At 72.1% G+C, this 18829-nt stretch carries 23 protein-coding genes; 13 read left to right on the top strand and 10 right to left on the bottom strand.

Annotation, left to right across the window (positions count from 1 at the left end):
• Positions 1–140 precede the first annotated feature (140 nt).
• The 3 genes from LDL48_RS35830 to LDL48_RS35820 are packed head-to-tail and all read left to right on the top strand — an operon-like array spanning position 141 to position 2416.
• On the top strand, positions 141–1076 hold the full coding sequence (locus LDL48_RS35830; RefSeq protein ID WP_225259590.1) for a hypothetical protein: 936 nt from the start codon (positions 141–143) through the stop codon (positions 1074–1076).
• Entirely contained in the window at positions 1073–1726 is a 654-nt protein-coding gene (locus tag LDL48_RS35825; protein ID WP_225259589.1) for a helix-turn-helix transcriptional regulator, read from the top strand. Before LDL48_RS35830 ends, LDL48_RS35825 begins: the two co-directional genes overlap by 4 nt.
• Positions 1727–1744: 18 nt before the next feature.
• A complete protein-coding gene (locus LDL48_RS35820) occupies positions 1745–2416 on the top strand; it encodes a response regulator transcription factor (protein WP_225259588.1) in 672 nt (223 codons plus the stop codon).
• Between the two features lie 16 nt (positions 2417–2432).
• Here LDL48_RS35820 and LDL48_RS35815 read toward each other — a convergent pair whose 3' ends face one another.
• Complete coding sequence (locus LDL48_RS35815) at positions 2433–2840, bottom strand: RidA family protein (RefSeq protein WP_225259587.1); 408 nt, start codon at positions 2838–2840, stop codon at positions 2433–2435.
• A gap of 80 nt (positions 2841–2920) precedes the next feature.
• On the opposite strand from LDL48_RS35815, the gene LDL48_RS35810 reads away from it, so the two are divergent.
• Entirely contained in the window at positions 2921–3538 is a 618-nt protein-coding gene (locus LDL48_RS35810) for a TetR/AcrR family transcriptional regulator (protein WP_225259586.1), read from the top strand.
• Here LDL48_RS35810 and LDL48_RS35805 read toward each other — a convergent pair.
• Positions 3527–4330: a CG0192-related protein gene (locus LDL48_RS35805; protein ID WP_225259585.1), complete on the bottom strand. Its 804-nt coding sequence runs from the start codon at positions 4328–4330 to the stop codon at positions 3527–3529. The genes LDL48_RS35810 and LDL48_RS35805 overlap by 12 nt on opposite strands.
• A 540-nt stretch (positions 4331–4870) precedes the next feature.
• Between LDL48_RS35805 and LDL48_RS35800 the strand changes: the two genes are divergently transcribed.
• Entirely contained in the window at positions 4871–5215 is a 345-nt protein-coding gene (locus tag LDL48_RS35800; protein WP_225259646.1) for a histone-like nucleoid-structuring protein Lsr2, read from the top strand.
• A 97-nt stretch (positions 5216–5312) separates the two neighbouring features.
• Here LDL48_RS35800 and LDL48_RS35795 read toward each other — a convergent pair whose 3' ends face one another.
• On the bottom strand, positions 5313–5675 hold the full coding sequence (locus tag LDL48_RS35795) for a VOC family protein (protein WP_225259645.1): 363 nt from the start codon (positions 5673–5675) through the stop codon (positions 5313–5315).
• A 68-nt stretch (positions 5676–5743) separates the two neighbouring features.
• Here LDL48_RS35795 and LDL48_RS35790 point away from each other — a divergent pair, with 68 nt between their 5' ends.
• Positions 5744–6607: an alpha/beta fold hydrolase gene (locus LDL48_RS35790; protein WP_225259584.1), complete on the top strand. Its 864-nt coding sequence runs from the start codon at positions 5744–5746 to the stop codon at positions 6605–6607.
• A 25-nt stretch (positions 6608–6632) separates the two neighbouring features.
• Entirely contained in the window at positions 6633–7946 is a 1314-nt protein-coding gene (locus tag LDL48_RS35785) for a serine hydrolase domain-containing protein (RefSeq protein ID WP_225259583.1), read from the top strand.
• Positions 7947–7983: 37 nt separating this feature from the next.
• Here LDL48_RS35785 and LDL48_RS35780 read toward each other — a convergent pair whose 3' ends face one another.
• The 3 genes from LDL48_RS35780 to LDL48_RS35770 all read right to left on the bottom strand — a co-directional run bounded on the left by LDL48_RS35780 (position 7984) and on the right by LDL48_RS35770 (position 10162).
• A complete protein-coding gene (locus LDL48_RS35780) occupies positions 7984–8721 on the bottom strand; it encodes a S1 family peptidase (protein WP_225259582.1) in 738 nt (245 codons plus the stop codon).
• Positions 8722–8821: 100 nt separating this feature from the next.
• Positions 8822–9802: an alpha/beta hydrolase gene (locus tag LDL48_RS35775; protein ID WP_225259581.1), complete on the bottom strand. Its 981-nt coding sequence runs from the start codon at positions 9800–9802 to the stop codon at positions 8822–8824.
• A 111-nt stretch (positions 9803–9913) separates the two neighbouring features.
• A complete protein-coding gene (locus LDL48_RS35770) occupies positions 9914–10162 on the bottom strand; it encodes a hypothetical protein (RefSeq protein ID WP_225259580.1) in 249 nt (82 codons plus the stop codon).
• 348 nt (positions 10163–10510) lie between these two features.
• Here LDL48_RS35770 and LDL48_RS35765 point away from each other — a divergent pair, with 348 nt between their 5' ends.
• The 3 genes from LDL48_RS35765 to LDL48_RS35760 all read left to right on the top strand — a co-directional run bounded on the left by LDL48_RS35765 (position 10511) and on the right by LDL48_RS35760 (position 12130).
• Complete coding sequence (locus LDL48_RS35765; protein ID WP_225259579.1) at positions 10511–11083, top strand: 3-keto-alpha-glucoside-1,2-lyase-like domain-containing protein; 573 nt, start codon at positions 10511–10513, stop codon at positions 11081–11083.
• A gap of 147 nt (positions 11084–11230) precedes the next feature.
• Positions 11231–11497 carry a DIP1984 family protein gene (locus LDL48_RS45250; RefSeq protein WP_372472268.1) on the top strand — a complete coding sequence of 89 codons (267 nt, stop codon included), beginning with the start codon at positions 11231–11233 and terminating at the stop codon, positions 11495–11497.
• Positions 11498–11566: 69 nt separating this feature from the next.
• The gene (locus LDL48_RS35760; RefSeq protein WP_225259578.1) at positions 11567–12130 is read left to right on the top strand and encodes an NUDIX domain-containing protein; all 564 of its coding nucleotides are present in this window, start codon (positions 11567–11569) and stop codon (positions 12128–12130) included.
• A 64-nt stretch (positions 12131–12194) separates the two neighbouring features.
• Here the strand turns inward: LDL48_RS35760 and LDL48_RS35755 are convergent, their stop codons facing one another.
• A complete protein-coding gene (locus LDL48_RS35755) occupies positions 12195–12833 on the bottom strand; it encodes an NAD(P)-dependent oxidoreductase (protein ID WP_225259577.1) in 639 nt (212 codons plus the stop codon).
• Between the two features lie 86 nt (positions 12834–12919).
• Between LDL48_RS35755 and LDL48_RS35750 the strand changes: the two genes are divergently transcribed.
• Positions 12920–13402 carry a MarR family winged helix-turn-helix transcriptional regulator gene (locus tag LDL48_RS35750; protein ID WP_225259576.1) on the top strand — a complete coding sequence of 161 codons (483 nt, stop codon included), beginning with the start codon at positions 12920–12922 and terminating at the stop codon, positions 13400–13402.
• A 70-nt stretch (positions 13403–13472) separates the two neighbouring features.
• Here the strand turns inward: LDL48_RS35750 and LDL48_RS35745 are convergent, their stop codons facing one another.
• Positions 13473–14648, bottom strand: a complete 1176-nt coding sequence (locus tag LDL48_RS35745; protein WP_225259575.1) for a zinc-dependent alcohol dehydrogenase — start codon at positions 14646–14648, stop codon at positions 13473–13475.
• Complete coding sequence (locus LDL48_RS35740) at positions 14645–15574, bottom strand: SRPBCC family protein (protein ID WP_225259574.1); 930 nt, start codon at positions 15572–15574, stop codon at positions 14645–14647. Before LDL48_RS35740 ends, LDL48_RS35745 begins: the two co-directional genes overlap by 4 nt.
• A 377-nt stretch (positions 15575–15951) precedes the next feature.
• Between LDL48_RS35740 and LDL48_RS35735 the strand changes: the two genes are divergently transcribed.
• Positions 15952–17016: a hypothetical protein gene (locus LDL48_RS35735; RefSeq protein ID WP_225259573.1), complete on the top strand. Its 1065-nt coding sequence runs from the start codon at positions 15952–15954 to the stop codon at positions 17014–17016.
• Between the two features lie 78 nt (positions 17017–17094).
• Here LDL48_RS35735 and LDL48_RS35730 read toward each other — a convergent pair whose 3' ends face one another.
• A complete protein-coding gene (locus tag LDL48_RS35730) occupies positions 17095–17901 on the bottom strand; it encodes an SDR family NAD(P)-dependent oxidoreductase (RefSeq protein ID WP_225259572.1) in 807 nt (268 codons plus the stop codon).
• Positions 17902–17988: 87 nt separating this feature from the next.
• Here LDL48_RS35730 and LDL48_RS35725 point away from each other — a divergent pair, with 87 nt between their 5' ends.
• Positions 17989–18585 (top strand): TetR/AcrR family transcriptional regulator, encoded by a 597-nt coding sequence (locus LDL48_RS35725; protein WP_225259571.1) that lies wholly within the window; start codon positions 17989–17991, stop codon positions 18583–18585.
• Positions 18586–18829: the final 244 nt, after the last annotated feature.

The following is an 18829-nucleotide window of genomic DNA, read 5'->3' as shown; positions in this document are numbered from 1 at the left end:
GCCCTTCCGCGACCGTCCCCTCCGCAACCAGCCCCTCCGCACCCGCCGGACCCTTCACGCCCGGCGCTGCCGCAACCACTGGACCCTCGCCCTCCACACCCGTCGGACCCTCCGCAACCAGCCCCCTCGCACCCGCCGGCTTGCCGCTCGCGCCGCTCGCCGCGTCCGTCCCGGCGGCCTCCGGGGCGGCCCAGCCGGTGTCCGCGCTGCGGATCGCCGCCTGGCAGGTGGCCGTGGTGCTGGGATTCATCGCCGCCGGGCGCGGCTGGGCGGTCGGGGTGACCATCGGGTTCGCGGCCGCAGCGCTGCTGGCGTTGAGCGCCGTGCGGATCCGCGGGACCTGGCTCTCCGCCTGGGCCGGGCACTGGGCGCTATTCATGGTGCGGCGCAGGGTGCACGACGGCACCTGTCTGCCGCTGCCGGCCGGCACCGCGATCGCGCCGGACGGCGTGCTGGTCGGTGCGGGCGGCCTGGCGGTCGTCGCCCGTACCCGGAGGTGGGAGATCCCGGCCCTCGAGGCCGACGCCCGCGGTCCCGGGCTCGACCTGCAGCTGGTGATGCACGGTGGTGCGCGGCTGGCGGAGCCGGCCGCCTGGCTGGCGGTCGGCGTGCGGCGGGACGCGGACGCCCCCGACGACGAGACGCTGCGGGTGACGCTCGGCAACGCCCTGCGCCGGCTGCGCCGCAGCGGCCGGGAGATCGGGGTGCTGTCATCGCCGGACCTGCGCAGCACGCTTGCCCACCTCGCGCATGCCGGGCCGTCCCGGGAGACCTGGCGCTACTGGCAGTCGGGCCCGGTCACCCAGGTCACGCTGCGGCTCGGCCTGGCCGCCGGGCCCTCCCCCGCGCTGCGGCACCTGCTGGTGGGAGCCGGCGACGCCACCGTCACGGCCGCCGTCCGGGCCGGCGGCGACGGCGTGCTGCGGGTGGCCGCCGCCTCACCGGATGCGGCCGACCGGGCCGTCGCCCGGCTCGTCGACCTCGGCGCGCACCTGGGTGTGCGCCTGCACCGGCTGGACGGCCGGCACGGACCGGCCGTCACCGCTTCACTACCGATCGGAGGAACCCGTCGATGACCGTCCAGACCCTGCCGGTGGTCCGGCCGACCCTGCTCTGCACGGACGCCGGCATCGACGCCGCCCTGGCCGTCGCGTCGCGGGAGGTGCTCGTCGCCCGCAGCCGGCCGCCAGGTCCGGCGGAGCCGCTGCGCCGGGCCGACCACGACAACCTGCGGCGCGGGGTGCGGTACCGCATTCTGCTGCCCGACCAGGTCCGCACGCAGCCGGTGCTGGGCCTGCGCCTGGGCCGGCTGGCGCTGACCGGCGTGGAGGTACGGACGTTGCCGGTGGTGCCGACGGACGCCACCGTCGTGGACGACGCGCTGGCGATGCTGCCCGGTGAGCGGCGGCCGCACGACCTCGCCATCGTCCGGCTGTCCAGCGTGGTGGGTGCGGTCACCGCCCTGTTCGATCAGCTGTGGGTGACGGCGGCGCCGTGGACCACGCCGGAGGCGGCCACCGGCGCCGGGCTGACCGCCCGCGAGCGGGAGCTGCTGGCGCTCCTCTCGGCCGGCTGCACGGACGAGTCGGCCGCGGCGCGGCTGGGCATCTCGGTCCGCACGGTACGCCGGATGATGGCCGCGATCATGACGCGACTGGGTGCACGCAGCCGTTTCCAGGCCGGACTGAAGGCGGCCGACCGAGGGCTCCTCGCCCACGCCGGGTGACGCGTATCGTCATGGATCGTGCGGGTTCTGGTCACCGAGGACGACGACAATCTGCGCGTCGCCGTCGATGCGTCGCTGCGGGGCGCGGGCTTCGCCGTGGACACCGCCGGTGACCTGCCCGAGGTCGACGAGGCGCTGAGCGTCAACGTGTACGACTGCGCGGTCTTCGACCGCATGCTGCCGGCCGGCGACGCGCTGGAGTACGTGGCCCGGCGGCGCCGCGCCGGCTGGCAGGTCCCCGTGCTGTTCCTCACCGGCCGCGGCGCCACCGACGAGCGGGTGGCCGGCCTCACCTGGGGCGACGACTACCTCAGCAAGCCGTTCGCCACCGCCGAACTGGTGGTCCGGGTGCGCAGCCTGTGCCGCCGCGGCGCGACCGTCACCGCGCCGGCCCTGCGGCACGCCGGGGTGGAGATTGATCCCGAGCGCTACGAGGCACGCCGCGGCGGCCGGCCGCTCACGTTGACCGCCAAGGAGTTCGCGGTGCTGGAACGCGTGGTGTCGGCGCGCGGGGCGCCGGTGCTGCGGTCCGAGCTGATCGCCGCCGCGTGGGACGAACTGGTCGAGCCGAACTCCAACGTGCTCGACGTGCTGATCGCGCAGCTGCGCCGCAAGCTGGGCCCGCCACCGGTGCTGCACACCGTGCGCGGGGTCGGCTATCTGCTGCGCGACCCCGCGTCCGGCGCCTGACCCTCGGCGCGGACGCTCAGTCGAGCACCGCGACGGCTTCGACCTCGACCAGCAGATCCGGTTCGGCCAGCGCGGACACGCCCACCCCGGTGAGCGGTGCGGCCGGCGTGACACCCAGCTTGGCGGCGGCCCGCTCGACCCCCGCGCCGAACAGCGGCATCTTGTCCGGCGTCCAGTCGACGAGGTAGACGGTCAGCTTCACCACGTCGTCGAAGGAGCCGCCGACCTCGGCGAGCGCGGTGCCGAGGTTGAGGTAGCACTGCTCGACCTGCGCGGCGAGGTCGCCCTCACCGACCCTGCCACCGTCGGCGTCCCGGGCTACCTGGCCGGCGATGAACACCATCCGCGAACCGGTGGCCACCGACACCTGCCGGTAGATGTCGACCTTCGGCAGTCCTTCGGGGTTCACCAGGGTGACGGCCATGTTGCCTCCTCGCTCGGGGAGCCGTGGACCGGCTCCGTACCGCGATACTATAGCAGTGCAATGCTATGTATTCTGGTGGCATGGCGAGGACGAAGGACCCCGCGGTCCGCACCCTGCTCCTCGAACGCGCCGCGCGAATGCTGCGCACCCGCGAGCCGATCACGCTGCGCTCCCTGGTCGACGGAACCGGGGTGTCCACGATGGCCGTCTACACCTGGTTCGGCGGCATGGACGGCATGTGGAAGGCGCTGCGGCAGGAGGGCTTCACCCGCCTGGCCGGCCGGCTCGCCGCCGTGCCGGTCACCCGGGACCCGGTCCGCGACCTCACCGCCCTGGTCGCCGCGTACCTGGGCAACGCCCTGGATCACCCCGACCTGTACCGGGTGATGTTCGACGCGACCGTCGAACTCGAGGACCTCCAGGCCGCGGACGACACCCTGGAGTACCTGGTCCGCGCGGCCGGCCGGGGTCGCGACACCGGCCGCTTCCGCGCCGACACCGACCCGCTGCAACTGGCCATCCAGAGCTGGGTGATCGGCCACGGCCTGGTCTCCCTGGTCGCCACCGGGCCGCTGCCCCGCGAGACGCTGGACCACGGCATCCCGCTCCTGACCGCGCTGTTCATCGGCACCGGGGACGACCCCGACGCCTGCCGCACGTCGGTCGGGCGGGGCTGGACGTGGAGGTCAGCGCAGTGACGCGCGCGCGAGCGTGACGGGCGTCGGTCGCCCGCCCCAGGTGCCGGCCAGTCCGCCACCGGCCCCGGCCCGCGCACCGGCCTCGCCGTCCGGGCCAGTGCCGGCGTCCGGGCTCGTGTCGGCGTCCGGGCTCGTGTCGGCGCCCGGGCTCGTGTCGGCGCCCGGGCTCGTGTTGGCGCCCGGGCTCGTGTTGGCGCCCGGGCCCCCGCGCGGGCTGCCATCCGGGCCGGTGCCGGCGCCGGTGGCGGTTTCGAGGTGGCGGAAGATGGACAGACGCACGGCGTCCGTCGCCACGATCGTGGGATCGCCCTCGGTGACCTGCCGGATCGGGCCGACGTCCGGGCCCGCCGATCGCGCGGCGCCGTCCACGGCGACGGTCATGCTCGGCTCGCGGCGTTCCAGCCGGCCGTCGACGTCGACGAACTCCTCCGCCTGCCCGGCACCGGTGAGGATCACGGTGGCCAGGGCGGCGGCGTACACCGGGTCGCCGCACCCGTCGTACACCCAGCGCCGGCCGAGGACTGAATGCTCGGTGGTGCCGATCAGAAATGCGTCACCGCCGTCCAGGGGTGCACCCCGATAGGTCAGCGGCACCTGCCAGATCGGCCCGTCGCCGGCCCGGACCAGCAACGTCTCGATGCCCACCTCGCCCGCCGGGTCGTCGAACCGGTAGGCCGCGACCCGCACCAGGCCGTCGACCGGACCCCCGCCGAACCAGGACCGGCCGGGCAGCCACGCGCCGACGAGTTCAAGCTTGGAGGGTGAGATGTCCGCCCGGTGCAGCAACGCCATGCACAGCATCGTAGGGGCGGCACTCCGCCGCCTCGATCCCCTTCTCGGCTCGGTGCCCGATCGCCGTCACGCCGTCAGCGCAACGAAGTGTCCACAGTGGCCCGGAAACGGGATGGACCGGGGCGCTCTGGCCAATGCGACGGCCGCGCAGACGCGGTGACCAACGTCAACAGCGCGTGTGGATCTGCGGCGCACAGCCGACCATTGCTCCACACGCCTCAGGGGCCGCCGGCACCGTGTGGGCCCGTGGCACGGTCCTGACCGCAATTGCACACGCCCCGGTGAGCGACCAACGCCGTGCGGATCCACGGCGCGGACCCCGCCACCGAACGATCGGCAGAAAGAGCCTGATATCGATCGACGAAGGGCAAAAGCGAACCGGCCGTTCCCGATTGCCGAACTACCGCTGCGTGATGTCGCGGTAACGGAACAGTGTTATTCAGCGCGCCAACGGATCTTCCGGCGGTCGACCGCTATGGTTATCGGAATGGGGCATTCACACGGTGCCTCACGATGCCGAATTTCGGGAGTGACCACACCATGGCGAAGCAGATCGTCACCCTGCTGACTGATGACATCGACGGCAGCGACGCCGATCGCACCGTCGAATTCGGGTTCGACGGCGTCACGTACACCATCGACCTTTCCGAGAAGAACGCCGGAAAGCTGCGCAAGGCACTCGACCCGTACCTGACCGCGGCGTCCCGGGTCGGCCGGACCAACAGCGGGCGCATTCCGGCCCGGAGCACGGCTGCGGCACCCAGCCGGACCAACCGCGACCAGAACCAGGCCATCCGGGAATGGGCCACCAAGAACGGCTACGAGGTGTCCGAGCGCGGCCGCATCCCGAGCGCGATCGTCGACGCGTTCCACAGCAAGCGCTGACCGAATCCCGCATTCGACAAGCAAAAGCCGCCGCCGCGCGGGAAATAGAAGCGGGGGTGAATCAGCCGCCAGTGCGGCGAGACAGAGGCAGGGTGAATCAGCCGTCGTCGCGGCAGAGGCAGAACGGGTGGCCGGCCGGGTCGAAAAGCACCCGGACGTTCTCCTGCGGCTGATTTTCCGCAACCGACGCGCCGAGTGCCACCGCTTCGGCGACCGCGGACTCGAGGTCACCGACCTGGAAGTCGAAATGCATCATCGGGCGTTGCCGTCCCTCCGCGGGCGGCCACACCGGGGGCCGGTAGTCGGCCGCCTGCTGGAACACCACGTAGACCGGGCCCTCGGGGGCGGCGAGGATCGTGGTGCCCGGTTCCTCGTGACCGATGGTCCAGCCCAGCAGGTCAGCGTAGAACCGCGCCAGGGCGCCGGGGTCCGGCGCCTCGATCGCGGTGCCCCACCACATGCCCTTGGTCCGTGATCGCACCCGTACACCGTATGCTTCTGCGACGACCCGGCGGGCGGAGGCACGGCATGCGGACCGGCAGCACGAACACCGCGACCGTTGTGGCGGGCGATGGGCACACCATCGGGTACGAGGTCCGCGAGCCGGCCCGTCCCGGCGACCCGCCGACGACCGTGGTGTTCCTGCCCGCGCTCGGGGTCCCGTTGTCCTATTACACGCGGCTGTTCGACGTCTGGGCCGGCGGTGGCCGGCGGGTGGTCGGGGTGGAGCACCGGGGTCAGCCGCTGAGCCCGATCGCGGGCATCCGGCGCGGCCGGTTCGGCTACCGCGAGATGGTCCGCCATGACCTGCCCGCGGTGTTCGCGGTCCCGCAGGTGCGCGAGGCCCCCCGCGTGGTGCTGGTCGGTCACAGCATGGGCGGTGCGCTGGCTCTGCTGTCGACCGCCGCGGGCCTGGTCGCACCGCACGCGGTGGTCACCATCGCCACCGGTACGAGCTGGTGCGCCGCCGAGTTCGGCGCCCTGCGGCGGGCGCAACGGCATGTCGGGGTGCGCGTGGTCCGGGCCATCACCGGCACGCTGGGCTACTGGCCGGGGCACCGCTTCGGGTTCGGCGGCCGGCAGCCGAGCACGGTGATGCGCGACTGGGCGTACGAGGCGAGCCACGGCCGGTTCCGCCTGCACGGCGACCCCTTCGACTACGAGCGCGCGCTGTCGGAGATGACCACGCCGCGGCTGCTGCTCGGCATCGACGGCGACCACCTGATCAACCCGCGGGCGGTGGCGCTGCTGGCCCGCCGGGCGGCCCGGGCCGAGCGGCGGCAGGTGCGCGTGCCCGGCGTACCCGTCGATCATTTTTCCTGGGCCCGGCGCGCCGCGGCCGACGTGGCCGCGCCGATCGACCACTGGCTGGACCGGCTCCAGCCGTCCTGAGCGGCGCCGTGGCATGATCTGCGTCGTGTCGATTACTCGTCGTAGCGTCCTGGGTGCCGGTGCGGCGGCCGTGGTGGCTGGGTGCGGCAACTCCGGCGGCGGCTCGTGGGTCGAGCAGGGCGCCGGCGGTCAGGGAGCCGCCGCGTCCGGCGTCCGGGCCGGTGCGTCCGGCGTGCGGGCAGCCGCGGCCGTCCCGCCCTATGCCGCGCCGCTGAAGGCCGTGCTCACCAAGTACCTCAAGACCACGACGGCCAACCCCCGGCATCCGACGTACGCCGGTGCGGTCGCCTGGGTGATGGTCAACAACACCACGACCGTCAGCGTGGCGGTCGGGCACGCGCTGCGGTACGGCGCCGGTCCGGTCGAGCTGCCCGCCGCGAGACGGGTCGCGATGCGCACCGACTCGGTGTTCGACCTCGCCTCGCTGACCAAGGTGTACACCTCGATCCTGCTGCTGCAACAGGTCGACCGGGGCGCCGTCGACCTGGACGCGCCGGTCGCCCGGTACCTGCCCGGCTTCACCGGCAGCGGCAAGGCGGCCGTGACCGTACGGATGCTGCTCACCCACACCAGCGGCCTGCCGGTCGGGGCCACCGTGCGGGGGCTGCCGTCGCCGGCCGCCAAGCGCGCCGCGGTGCTGGCCACGCCGCTGGTCCGGGGCGCCGTGCCGGGCGCCACCTTCCGCTACTCCAGCGTGGGGCTGATGGTGGCCGCGCAACTCGTCGAGAAGGTCACCGGCACCGGGCTCGACGCCGCGCTGAGGGCCGGCATCACCGATCCGCTCGGGCTGCGTACCACCGGATTCACGCCGTTGCGCTGGCTGAGCCGGGCCGATCAGGCCGCGCGGCTGGTGGCCACGGACGCCCGCAGCTCACGCGGCCTGCTGCGCGGTGTCGTGCACGACGACGTCGCCAACCAGATGGGCGGGATCATCGGCAGCGCCGGGGTGTTCGGCACCGCCCGGGACGTCGCCGTCGTCGGTCAGATGCTGCTGGCCGGCGGGACCTACGGCGGCAAGCGCCTGCTGTCCGCGGCGATCGTCCGGGAGATGCTGACCAACCAGAACGGCGGCCGGCCCGCGGTCGACCCGGACCGGCCGGGCCGGCCCTCCGATCACGGCCTCGGCGTCACGCTGCGGCAGCCGTGGTTCATGGGACGGCTCTCCTCGGCCGCCACGTTCGGGCACACCGGGTTCACCGGCACCTCGCTGCTGGTGCATCCGGGCCGCAAGCTGGTGCTCGCGCTGCTGACCAACCGCGCCCACCCGAACTGGAGCTGGGCCGATCCGGACCCGATGCGGGCCGAGGTCGCCGACACGATCGCCCGGTACCTGCCCTGACCGGGCCGGGGCGACGGATCGCCCCGGCCCGCCCGGATCAGGCCGCCGGCAGGCCGCCCACCTGCTGGTCGACCCAGGCGCGGACGGAGGACAGGTCGCCGTAGATCGACGGTCCGGTGGCGCAGGTCGCGTTGTTGTTGCCGGAGCGGCTGGTCACGCCGATCAGCGCCCAGCGGCCGTTGACCTGGCGTACCTGCGGTCCGCCGGAGTCGCCGTAGCAGGCGCCGGCGTTGCCGTTGGTGTTGTTGGTGCAGATCTCGTACGCCGCGTTGATCCCGGAGCAACGGCCGTCCGCCACGATCGACGTGTCCAGCTCGTTGGCGACGCGCGCCGCCGAACCGCATCCCCGGGTCGGGCAGGTCTGGCCCCAGCCGATGATCCGGGTGGCGGTGCCGACCGCACCGGACGACGTCGGGACCGGGGCCGGGGCGTAGCTCACGGACGACGCCAGTTCCAGCAGCTTGACGTCGATCTGCGGGTGGTTCACCGCCCGCCGGACGGCGACCACGGTGCCGCCGCTGCTGCGGTCGATACTGCCGACCCGGACCGAACCGGGGGTCGGGCAGTGCTTCGCGGTGACGGCCCAGTTCGCCTTGATGAGCGAACCGCTGCAGCCGGACACGTACACCATGAAGGAGTAGTTCTCGCTGGCGGGCCGGCCGTTGACGATCTGCGGGCTGGGCGGCTCGGCCGCGACGGCGGCGGCGGGGGCGAGGAGGCCGGCGGCGACGGCGGTGGTTGCGGCGGCGAGGAGGGTTCGGGCGAGCGTACGCATGGCGTCGTCCTGTCTGTGCCGTTGGGGGATGACGGCGGGCGGGGTGCCCGGCCAAACCGTAGCGACAAAATGACGCCTGTCGATACATATCGAAGGGGGCCTACCGCTGGATGATGGTTCTCCCATGCACGGCGTCCAGCAGCAGCGGCAGCGACCGGTGCAGCTCCCGCTCCCAGTACGCCGGAACATGGGTGCCCGGGTAGAAGTCCGTCACGACGCGGACCCCGGCCCGGCGCAGGCGGGGCAGGAGCGATTCGTTGAGCGCCCGGTCGAACGTCTCGGCGTCGATGTCCCACTCGTCGGGTTCGGTCACGTCCAGCGGCCCGGGAGTGCCGTCGCCGCAGGCCAGGAAGATCGGCGTGGGCCGCAGGCGGTCCGCGAGATGGTACGGGTCGTGCCGCGCCCAGTTGCCGCGCCGGGCGTCCGGGTCGCCCCACACGTCGAGGTAGCGCGCGTACTCCGGGTCGGCGAACACCGCCCGCCACCGCGACACGGACTCGGGGTGCAGCAGGTGGACCGGGCCGCTGTAGCTGGCCGCGGCGCGGAACATTCCGGGCCGGCGGGCCGCGTACAGCAGGGCGCCGTAACCGCCCATCGACAGGCCCGCCACGACCCGGGCGGTGCCTGCCCCGTAGCGCCCCTCGAGGATCGTGCGCAGCTCGTCGAGGTGGAACGTCTCCCAGGCCGGTGGCCCGTGGCGGCCCCGGTTCCACCAGTTCGTGTAGGTGCCCTCACCGGCGTCCGGCATCACCACCAGGACGTCGCGCAGCGCGTCGATGTCCTCGACGTCGGAGTCCGCGGTCCAGTCCGCATGCGACCCGGAGACCCCGTGCAGAAGGTAGAGCACCGGCCATCGATCGTCCCGGTCGCGGCGGTCCCAGCCGGCCGGTGTCAGCAGCCGGACCGTCGCGGTACGCCCCAGTGCCGGAGAGTCGATCGTGAGGTCGACCAGCCGGTCACCGACCGTGGCCTCGGCGATCACCCGGGCGCCGGGTGCACCGGCGGCCGGGCCCGGAACTCCGGCGACCAGCGACCCGGACAGCAGCACGGCGGCCAGTCCGGCGAGAAGTCTTCGTCCCATGCCACGAGCATCGACGTCGACGGCGGCGGGCACATCCGGGAGCGACCCGCAGTCGTCCCCGGGCCGCACGGCATCCCGTCTCGGGGACACCGTGCGGTCGGCGACGGCGGTCTACTCGGCCTCGTCCTCCTGATGCACCGGGGAGGACATCAGCAGCTCCAGTTCCCACCGGCCGGCGAACCCTCCGGCGTCCTCGTCCGCCACCAGGTACGAGCTGACCCGGACGCCCAGGCCCAGCTGGTCGGCCGCGCGCAGGTGCTCGACCAGCTCGTCGACGCTGGACAGGTAGTGGGTGGCGATCAGCTCGGGGGTCGGCTCGCCGGTCGTCTCGTCTTCGATCTTGCTTTCCACATCGGTCACGGCGCACAGCGTAGAGCCGCCGGCCCCCGGCACCGGCCGACACCCCGGCCGGGGCCGGTGACGAAGTACGCCCATCTGTCGAAGAAAGTATTCCTAAGTGGCTTAACAAAACGTTTTGCCCGTATCATTTCCACGTCGTGTTTCGAGGCGCGTGATGCGGAGTTTGTCCGACCTTCGGCTTGGACACCCTGACCAGCGCGGACGGCCGGCCCGGTGCGCGCAGCGCCGCCGGTTGACGGTCATCGAATCCAGGAACACAATCGACCCTTGTCAATGCCCTAACGAACAAGGGAGCAAATTGCGATGACTTCATCCGGTAAGAGATGGGCTCGCTTCAGCGGTCCACTGGTGATTCTGACCGCGTTGCTGGTCGGGTTCACCGGGGTCGGCACCGCCTCGGCGGCAACGCTGCGCGCCGACGATTTCGAGGACGGCAACTCCGCCGGCTGGACCACCACCGGCGGCACCTGGATCGTGAACCGGGACGGGTCGACCCGGGTCCTGCGCCAGTCCAGCACCGCCGCGAACGCCCTGGCGCGCACCGGCGCGATCAGCTGGCGGAACTACACGGTGACCGCCTCGGTGCGGCCCGAGTCGTTCAACGGGATGCCCGGATTCGCCGGCGTGGTGGCGCGGGCCAACTCGACCAGTAACTACTACGCACTGGTGCTGCGCCCGGACGACACCGTGGCGTTGACCCGCACCGTGGGTGGTACCACGCAGACACTGGACACCGCTCGGTTCGCCGTTGAACAGGGCACCTGGTACCGGCTCTCGCTCCAGGTCGAGGGCCAGCGGCTCACCGGCACGGTCGGTGGCGTCACCGTGACCGCCTCCGACGGCTTCCTGCACGGCGGGCCGGCCGGACTCGTGACCACCTGGACCACCGCGTCGTTCGATTCGGTCCTGATCACCGACTGACCGCGGTGCACCCGGCCCGTCGACCCGCCCGGTGCCGTGCGCCGTCGACCCGCCCGGTGCCGTGCGCCGTCGACCGGCCAACCACCCGCAACACCCGGAAGAATGCCGACACCGATATGCATTCCCGGGCACGGCGCCCGGTAAGGAATGCAGTGGAGCCCACGTCCCCATTCCCCAGAAATGGGGGGCGTGGTGGATCGATGTCCGCCATCCTGCCGACCCGGAAACTTTGCCGAGGCCCTGGCGCTGCGCGCGGATGCGGCGCGCCGCGCCGAGCGACTCCGCTCCCGCATCACCGGCAGCGCCCGCCACCAGGAGGGCGAGGCGCCGGCCGAAGACACCGCGACCGGGGACGCAGGCGCGGGGGTTCGACTCCCCGGAACACATCGCACGCCCACCACGGCACACTGGTGACGGCGCACATGGCACGGCACACGGCCGCGTGCAGATCACGACGACGAGGGTGGGACAGGGGCATTCCGCATGCGTTCCTCAGTCACGGCCGTGCACGACGCGGTCTCGCAGCTCCAGCCGGTGGACGCGGTGGAGGACACACACCGCGATCAGGTGCTGCGCTGGCTGAGCCACACCGATGACGTGTTCCGGCGGGTCAAGCCGGCGGTGCCACCGCAGCACCTGGTCTCGTACGTGGTGCCGGTCGACCCGTCGGACGGCAGCATCCTGCTGGTCGACCACATCAACGCCGGCCTGTGGCTGCCGCCCGGCGGGCATGTCGAGGTGGACGAGCATCCGGCGCGGACCGCCCGGCGCGAGGTGCGGGAGGAACTCGGCCTGGTCGCCGGGAATCAGGCTCTCGACGAACAGCCGATCTTCCTGACCGTCACCCGCACCGTCGGCCTGGACGCCGGGCACACCGACGTGAGCCTCTGGTACGTGCTGCACTGCCGGCGGGACCAGCCCCTGAAGCACGATCAGAGCGAATTCCGCCGGGTACGGTGGTGGACGGCCGCCGAGCTACGGGACGCCGACCGGTCCCGCTTCGATCCCCACTTCTTCCGTTTCCTCGCGAAGCTCGCGCCACGATGAGCCTCTGAAAGCTCTCGCCCCCGGGCCGCCCCGACCGGGCGGGACCGGCGACAACAGCCACCGTTCAGTACGCGATCCCGACGAACCGTCGCACCGTCGCCGGATCGCCCAGCGCCGCCAGCATCGCGTGGGCCACGTCGGCGCGGGAGATCGTGTATCCGCGGGCGACGTTGTCGTCGACGGCGGTCCGGTACCGCTCCGACAGCGGCCGGTTCACCAGCCGGGGCGGCCGCACGACGGTCCAGTCGGTACCGCTGCCGGCCACCGCCTCCTCCATGACCGCCAGGTCCGCGTACAGATCCTTCAGGACGGTACGGACGAACGGCAGCAGCATCCGGCGGTTGACGAAGCTCTCCCCCGCCGGGACCGGCCCGACCGGCACCGCGCTGACCGCCACGAAGCGCCGCACGTCGCCGCACGCCATGGCGAGCAGGATGCCGCGCGTGGCGGTGGAGGCCACCGGGCCGTCCCTGCGTCCGCGTGGGCCGACGCCGGAGAGCACGGCGTCGCTGCCGTGCAGTGCGGGAAGGAGCAGGTCGGGGTCGGTCAGGCCGGGAACGGTGAGCACCCGCAGGGCCGGGTGGGTCACGTCCAGCCTCGCCGGGTCGCGGACGACCGCCGTCACGTCGTGCCCGGCGTGCACCGCCTGGCTCACCATCTGCCGGCCGATCCCTCCGGTGGCCCCGAAGATCGTCAGTTTCATGTGTCCGCCCCACTCCCCTGGTCGAATATAGGGAGTGACGGTAACAGTTACTGATGGGAACAGTCCAGGTGAGTTACGATGCCTCCGTGCCCGACGTCCCGCCGCCCCGACCGTTGGACGCCCGGGCCAACTTCCTGCTGTCGCAGCTGGGCTTCCACAGCGCCCACCGGTTCGCCGAGCGGCTCGCGCCCCTGGGCATCCAGCCGAACCACTTCGGGCTGCTCATGCACCTGGAGCGCGACGACGGCCAGTCCCAGCAGCAACTCGCGGACGCCATGGGCATCCACCGCAAGGTGATGGTCGGCCTGCTGGACGACCTGGAGAATCGCGGGCTCGCGGAACGCCGGCGCCATCCGGCCGACCGGCGGGCCCACGCGATCCATCTGACCGGCCGGGCCCACGACCTCCTGCCCGAGGCCCGGGCCATCGCCGACGCACTGGAGGAGGAACTTCTCGCCGGCATCGACGAGCCGGAACGAGCCGCGCTGATCGCCCTCCTGCAACGCCTTGCCCACCAGACCGGAAACCCGCCCGGGGTGCACCCGGGGCTTCGACGACCGGCGACGTAGGGCCGGCCCCACCGGATGTGGTGGGCATTCGGCCACCGGAGGCGAGCGGTGGCCGAATGCCGTAGGTCGGTCAGGGCTTGAGGACGATCTTCTCGCAGTTGTCCTGCTTGTTCTTGAAGATGTCGTAGCCGTGCGGCGCCTGGTCGAGCGGCAGGGTGTGGGTGATGATGCGGGTGGGATCGATCTCGCCGCGTTCGATGCGCCGCAGCAGCGGCTTCATGTAGCGCTGGACGTGACACTGCCCGGTGCGCAGGGTCAGGGCCCGGTTCATCCAGGCGCCGGTGGGGAACTTGTCCATCAGTCCGCCGTAGACGCCGATCACGGAGACCACGCCGCCGCTGCGGCAGGACATGATCGCCTGGCGCAGCGCGTGCGGGCGCTCCGTCTCCGACCGTACGGCCTGCTTGACCCGGTCGTACGCGGCGATGTGCGCGCTGCCGTGGGTGGCCTCCATACCGACCGCGTCGATGCACTTGTCCGGTCCACGACCGCCGGTCAGTTCCAGCAGCGTCGACCGCACGTCCACCTCGTCGAAGTTCACCGGGACGTGACCGGCCTGTTCGGCCATCCGCAGCCGGTACGGCTCCTTGTCGATGGCGATGACCTTCGCGGCGCCGAGGACCCGGGCGCTGTCCATGGCGAACTGGCCGACCGGGCCGGCGCCCCACACCGCGACCACGTCGGACGGCTGGATGTCGCACATCTCGGCGCCCATGTAGCCGGTGGGCAGGATGTCGGACAGGAACAGCACCTGCTCGTCGGTCAGGTCGGACTCGATTTTCAGCGGGCCGACGTCGGCGAACGGCACCCGGGCGTACTGGGCCTGACCACCGGCGAAGCCGCCGGTCAGATGCGAGTAGCCGAAGATTCCCGCGGTGGGGTGGCCGAACATCTTCTCCGAGATGCCGGCGTTGGGGTTGGTGTTCTCGCAGCAGGAGTACAGCTCGGCGGCGCAGGCCGCGCACGCGCCGCAGGCGATCGGGAACGGCACGACGACCCGGTCGCCGATACGCAGCTTGTCCGCGGGCACCCCGGATCCGACCTCGACGACCTCGCCCATGAACTCGTGGCCCAGGATGTCACCGTCCTGCATGGTGGGGACGTAGCCGTCGACCAGGTGCAGGTCCGAGCCGCAGATCGCGGTCGAGGTGATCCGGACGATGGCGTCGCGGCTGTTCAGGATCTTCGGGTCCGGCACGTCGCGCACCTCGACGGAGTTGCGACCGGCCCAGGTGTTGGCCCTCATGCGTCTGCTCCCTTCTCGAGTTCGGCGTCCGACAGCGGTTGCGCCGGGCGTTGCGGGAACTCCTTGCGGGCGCGTTTGCCCCACGGGGCGCCGTCGGAGCGGACCACCTCCCCGGTCTCCAGCACCTGCTTGAACCGGCGCAGGTCGTCGTCGAGCTGCTGGTGCGGTTCCTCGCCGAAGTACTTCGCCACCGCCTTGCCGAGGCTGCCGCCCGGAATCTCGTACACCAGCACGACATGCACCTCCGTACTCACCCCGTCCGGGGCGGGCACGAACCGGACCGTCCCGGCGTTCGGCACGTCCGCGTCACCGATCGAACGCCACGCGATCCTCTCGCCCGGCGTCTCCTCGATGATCTCCGCGTCCCACTCGACGTTGCGGCCGAACGGAGCGGCGGCAGCCCAATGACTCGTCCGGTCCCCGGTCGTACGAACCTGCTCGAGATGCGCCATGAACGTCGGCAGATTCTCCAGATCCCGCCAGAACGCGTACACCTCCGACGCCGGTTTACGGACGGTTGTCGCGGCCGTCAGTTCCATGACCCCTCCTTGGCTTGCTCTGCGTGCGCTCCGTACCGTCGGCACGGAGCGGATCTTCTTCGCCTGGGTGGCCCGCACGGCGGTCAGCACGTCCAGCGCCGTGATCCCCGCGACGGCACCGGTGACCGCGAGAAGCCGCCGTCGGCGGCGCCCGCCACGGTGGGCGATGGCGATGCCGAGCGAAGTCAGGTCCATCGCGTCGCCCGCGACCCGGGTCCATGCCCAGACGCCCTTTCGGCGGCTCGTCAGGAGCCCGGCCGCGTGGACCAGCTCTCGGGCGCCGACCAGGGGTACGACAGTCCGTGATCTCCGGGAGTCGTCGACACCGCTGATCCGGCGCACCGTGTCCGGCGCCGCCAGCTGGGCCACCCCCAGACCCAGACTCATCCAGCCCAGGCTGCGGCTGCGCCGCCGTACCTCGTCTGCCGTGCCTCTGTTCCTCGAGTTGCCAGTGACGTCATGGCAGCCTCCGTATCCGATCGCACCTGCCGAACGTCCCGGTACTCCAAGACCCGGGGCGCGTCTGGTCTGACGCCGCCTACCCAGCGAAATCCCACCCAAACGGATGCATCACCGTGGGTGTGTCGATGACTACGGGTCGAAATAGACAGACGTTTCCCGGGTTGGCCGCAGGGAAGCTCATGAGTAGACCAGGGCAGTGCGCCCCAGACCCGGGCCGCCACTGCCGGAGCAAGACCAGTCGACAATGAGGGGCGACGATGACCCACAGTGGACCCCACCGTCCGGAGATCGTTGTCGGACTGGTGGCAACCCCGCCGGACCACCCGGCCCAGGTCACCGCGCAGCTCCGCGCCGAGCTGGCCGACCGGCTCGCCGAACGGGTGGACGCCGACGTGCGCTGGACCGTTCGGGAAGGCTGGGGTGACGTGGCGCCGCGACGCGACGGCGGCGCCGACGCGCTGCTCGATGACCTCGCTCGGCGGCGCATCGACGACCACTGGGACATCGCGGTCTGTCTCACCGACCTGCCGCTGCACGCCGACCGGATGCCGCTGGTCGCGCAGACGTCAGCCCAGCGCCGAGCGGCGCTCGTCTCGTTGCCCGCACTCGGACTGCGCCAGTTCCCGGCCGTCCGCGCGGTCGTCCCGGACCTCGTGGACCGGATCCTCACCGACGCCTCCGATCAACGGGTACCGCCGGTCGATCGCGAACCGGCCGAACCGGCCGGCCGGATCACCGCCGTCCACCGGGTGGACGGCGGGGGCGACGCCGGAGAACTGCGCTACGTCGCCTCGCGCCTGACCGGCCCGGTACGGCTGCTGACCGGAATGGTCCGCGCGAACCGCCCCGGACGCGCCCTGCTCGGGCTGTCCAAACTGCTGGTCGGCGCGTTCGGCACGGCCGCGTTCGCGCTCACCACCAACACCATCTGGAAGATCGGCGACGCCCTCGGCCCCCTACGCCTCACGGTGATCATGCTGCTCGGGCTGACCGCCCTGGTGGCTTGGCTGATCATCGCGCACGACCTGTGGGAGAAGCCGGACGCACACACGCCGCCCGAGCTGACCCGGCTGTTCAACTGGGGCACCACCATCACCCTCGCCCTGGCCACCGCAGTGTCCTACCTCGTGCTCTTCGCCGGAACGGCACTCGCCGCGGCGCTGCTGATCGACGCCTCCGTGCTGGAACAAACCCTGCAACGACCCACCCACGCCACCGACTACCTGACCCTCGCCTGGATCATCAGCTCCCTGGCCACCGTCGGCGGAGCAATCGGCTCCGGACTCGAGGACGAAGAAGCGGTACGGGCCGCCGCCTACGGATACCACCCCGAACCCGACGGCTGGCAGGACGAGACGGACCGCTGACCCGCGTCGGGGCGACGCGATGCCGGCCTGAGCCGGTGCAGCGGCCGGCCATGGCTGGGGGCAGGTCGAAGAGACCGGTCAGGTCGCCGTTTCCGGGCGGCTCATCAGGGACCCGATCAGCATGGTGGCCCGGCGCCGGCTCACCAGCCGGCCGAGCGTGGCGGCGATCCGGTTGGTCCGGCCGGCGATCACGCTGGGCGGCGGGTTGCGGCGGTCGAGCGCGGTCAGCGCGGCGGTGACGACGTCGGCGGCGGCCATGCGGCGGGCGCCGCCACTCGCGCCGTCGCCCGCGACGGCGAAGAACTCCGTCTCGGTGGCGCCCGGTGACAGCACGAGGACGCGCAGGCCGGTGCCCCGCGACTCGTACCACAGGGCCTCGGTGAAGTTGAGCACGAACGCCTTGGTGGCGCCGTACACGGCCATCGTGGGGTTGCCCTGGTAGGCGGCCATGCTGGCGACGTTCAGCAGGAAACCGTCGCCGCGGCGGCGCAGCCGTTCGATGTAGGTGCGGCTGATGTCGACCACGGTGGTGACGTCGACGGCGATCTCGGCGGCCAGCCGGTCCGGGTCCTCGGTGTGGAACTCGCCGTGGGTGGCGAAGCCGGCGTTGTTGACGATGCTGGTGATCTCCAGGCCGCGACCGGTGATCTCCCGGTCCAGGACGGCGCCGATCCGCGGCGTGGCGAGGTCGAGGGCGATGGGCGTGGCGGCCACGCCGTGCCGTGCCGTCAGTTCGGCGGCGAGCGCCTCGAGCCGGTCCCGGCGGCGGGCGACGAGCACCACGTCCGCGCCGCGCTCGGCCAGCCGGCGGGCGAACTCGGCGCCGATGCCGGAGCTGGCACCGGTGATCAGAACGGTCTGGCTGCGGTAGTCGACAGGTCGCATGGTTGTCACGCTATGACTCTCTGGCACTCGGTGTCAAGAAGTCATCGTGGGCAACCGTCGGATAGGCTCGGCGCGAAGGGAGGCCGGATGAGCACCGAGAGCCTGTGGAGCCGCACCCGCCGGGCGGCGTACGCGGAGGTCACCGAGGTCGCCATGGACCTGTTCCTGGAGAAGGGGTTCGAGGCGACGACGATCGACGACATCGCCGCCGCGGCCGGGATCTCCCGGCGCTCGTTCTTCCGGTACTTCGGCACGAAGGAGGACATCGTCCTGGGCCACCTGGCCGGCGACGGCGCCCGGGCCGGTGCCGCGCTGGCCGCCCGTCCGGCCGGCGAGCCGGCCTGGACGGCGCTGCGGAACGTCTTCCTGAGCATCGACGACGTGCCCGCCGACCACGAGCGACTGCTCAAGATCTCCGAGATGATGTACGGCACACCGTCGCTGCGGGCGCGCAGCGTGGAGAAGCACCTGCAGTGGCAGGCCGATCTGCTCCCCGAGGTCCTGCGGCGGCTGCCCCCCGCCCCGGACGAGGCCACCGCCGCCCTGCGCGCGCGGGCCGTCATCGCCAGCGCGATCGCCTGCCTGGACGCCGCCGGCGAGACCTGGACGCGGAGCCGCGGCACGGTGCCCCTCCGCGACCTGCTCACGGTGGCCTTCGACGCGGTGCCGCACGCCGCCGGATGAGCACGGCCCGCCGCGACGGGCGACCCGGCCTTGTGGCCATAGTTCCTTACCGATATCGTCTCGCCGTCGGCCCGCGTGCACTCCGGGCGACACAACGGGGATTCACGGGGAGGAACCATGAAGGTTATCGGTGCGCTCTGCGGAGCTGCTCTACTCGCGACCGTCGGCGGCCTGGCGCTGACCGCCGGCAGCGGCGCCGCCGCGGAGGACGGACCCTCCTCGATCGTCGAGGACTTCACCCATC

Origin of the sequence: Jidongwangia harbinensis, from assembly GCF_020216025.1 — a bacterium.
GTDB lineage: Bacteria > Actinomycetota > Actinomycetes > Mycobacteriales > Micromonosporaceae > Actinoplanes > Actinoplanes harbinensis.
Note: the sequence above shows the minus strand (reverse complement) of the source record. Positions and strands in the feature narration are given on the sequence as shown.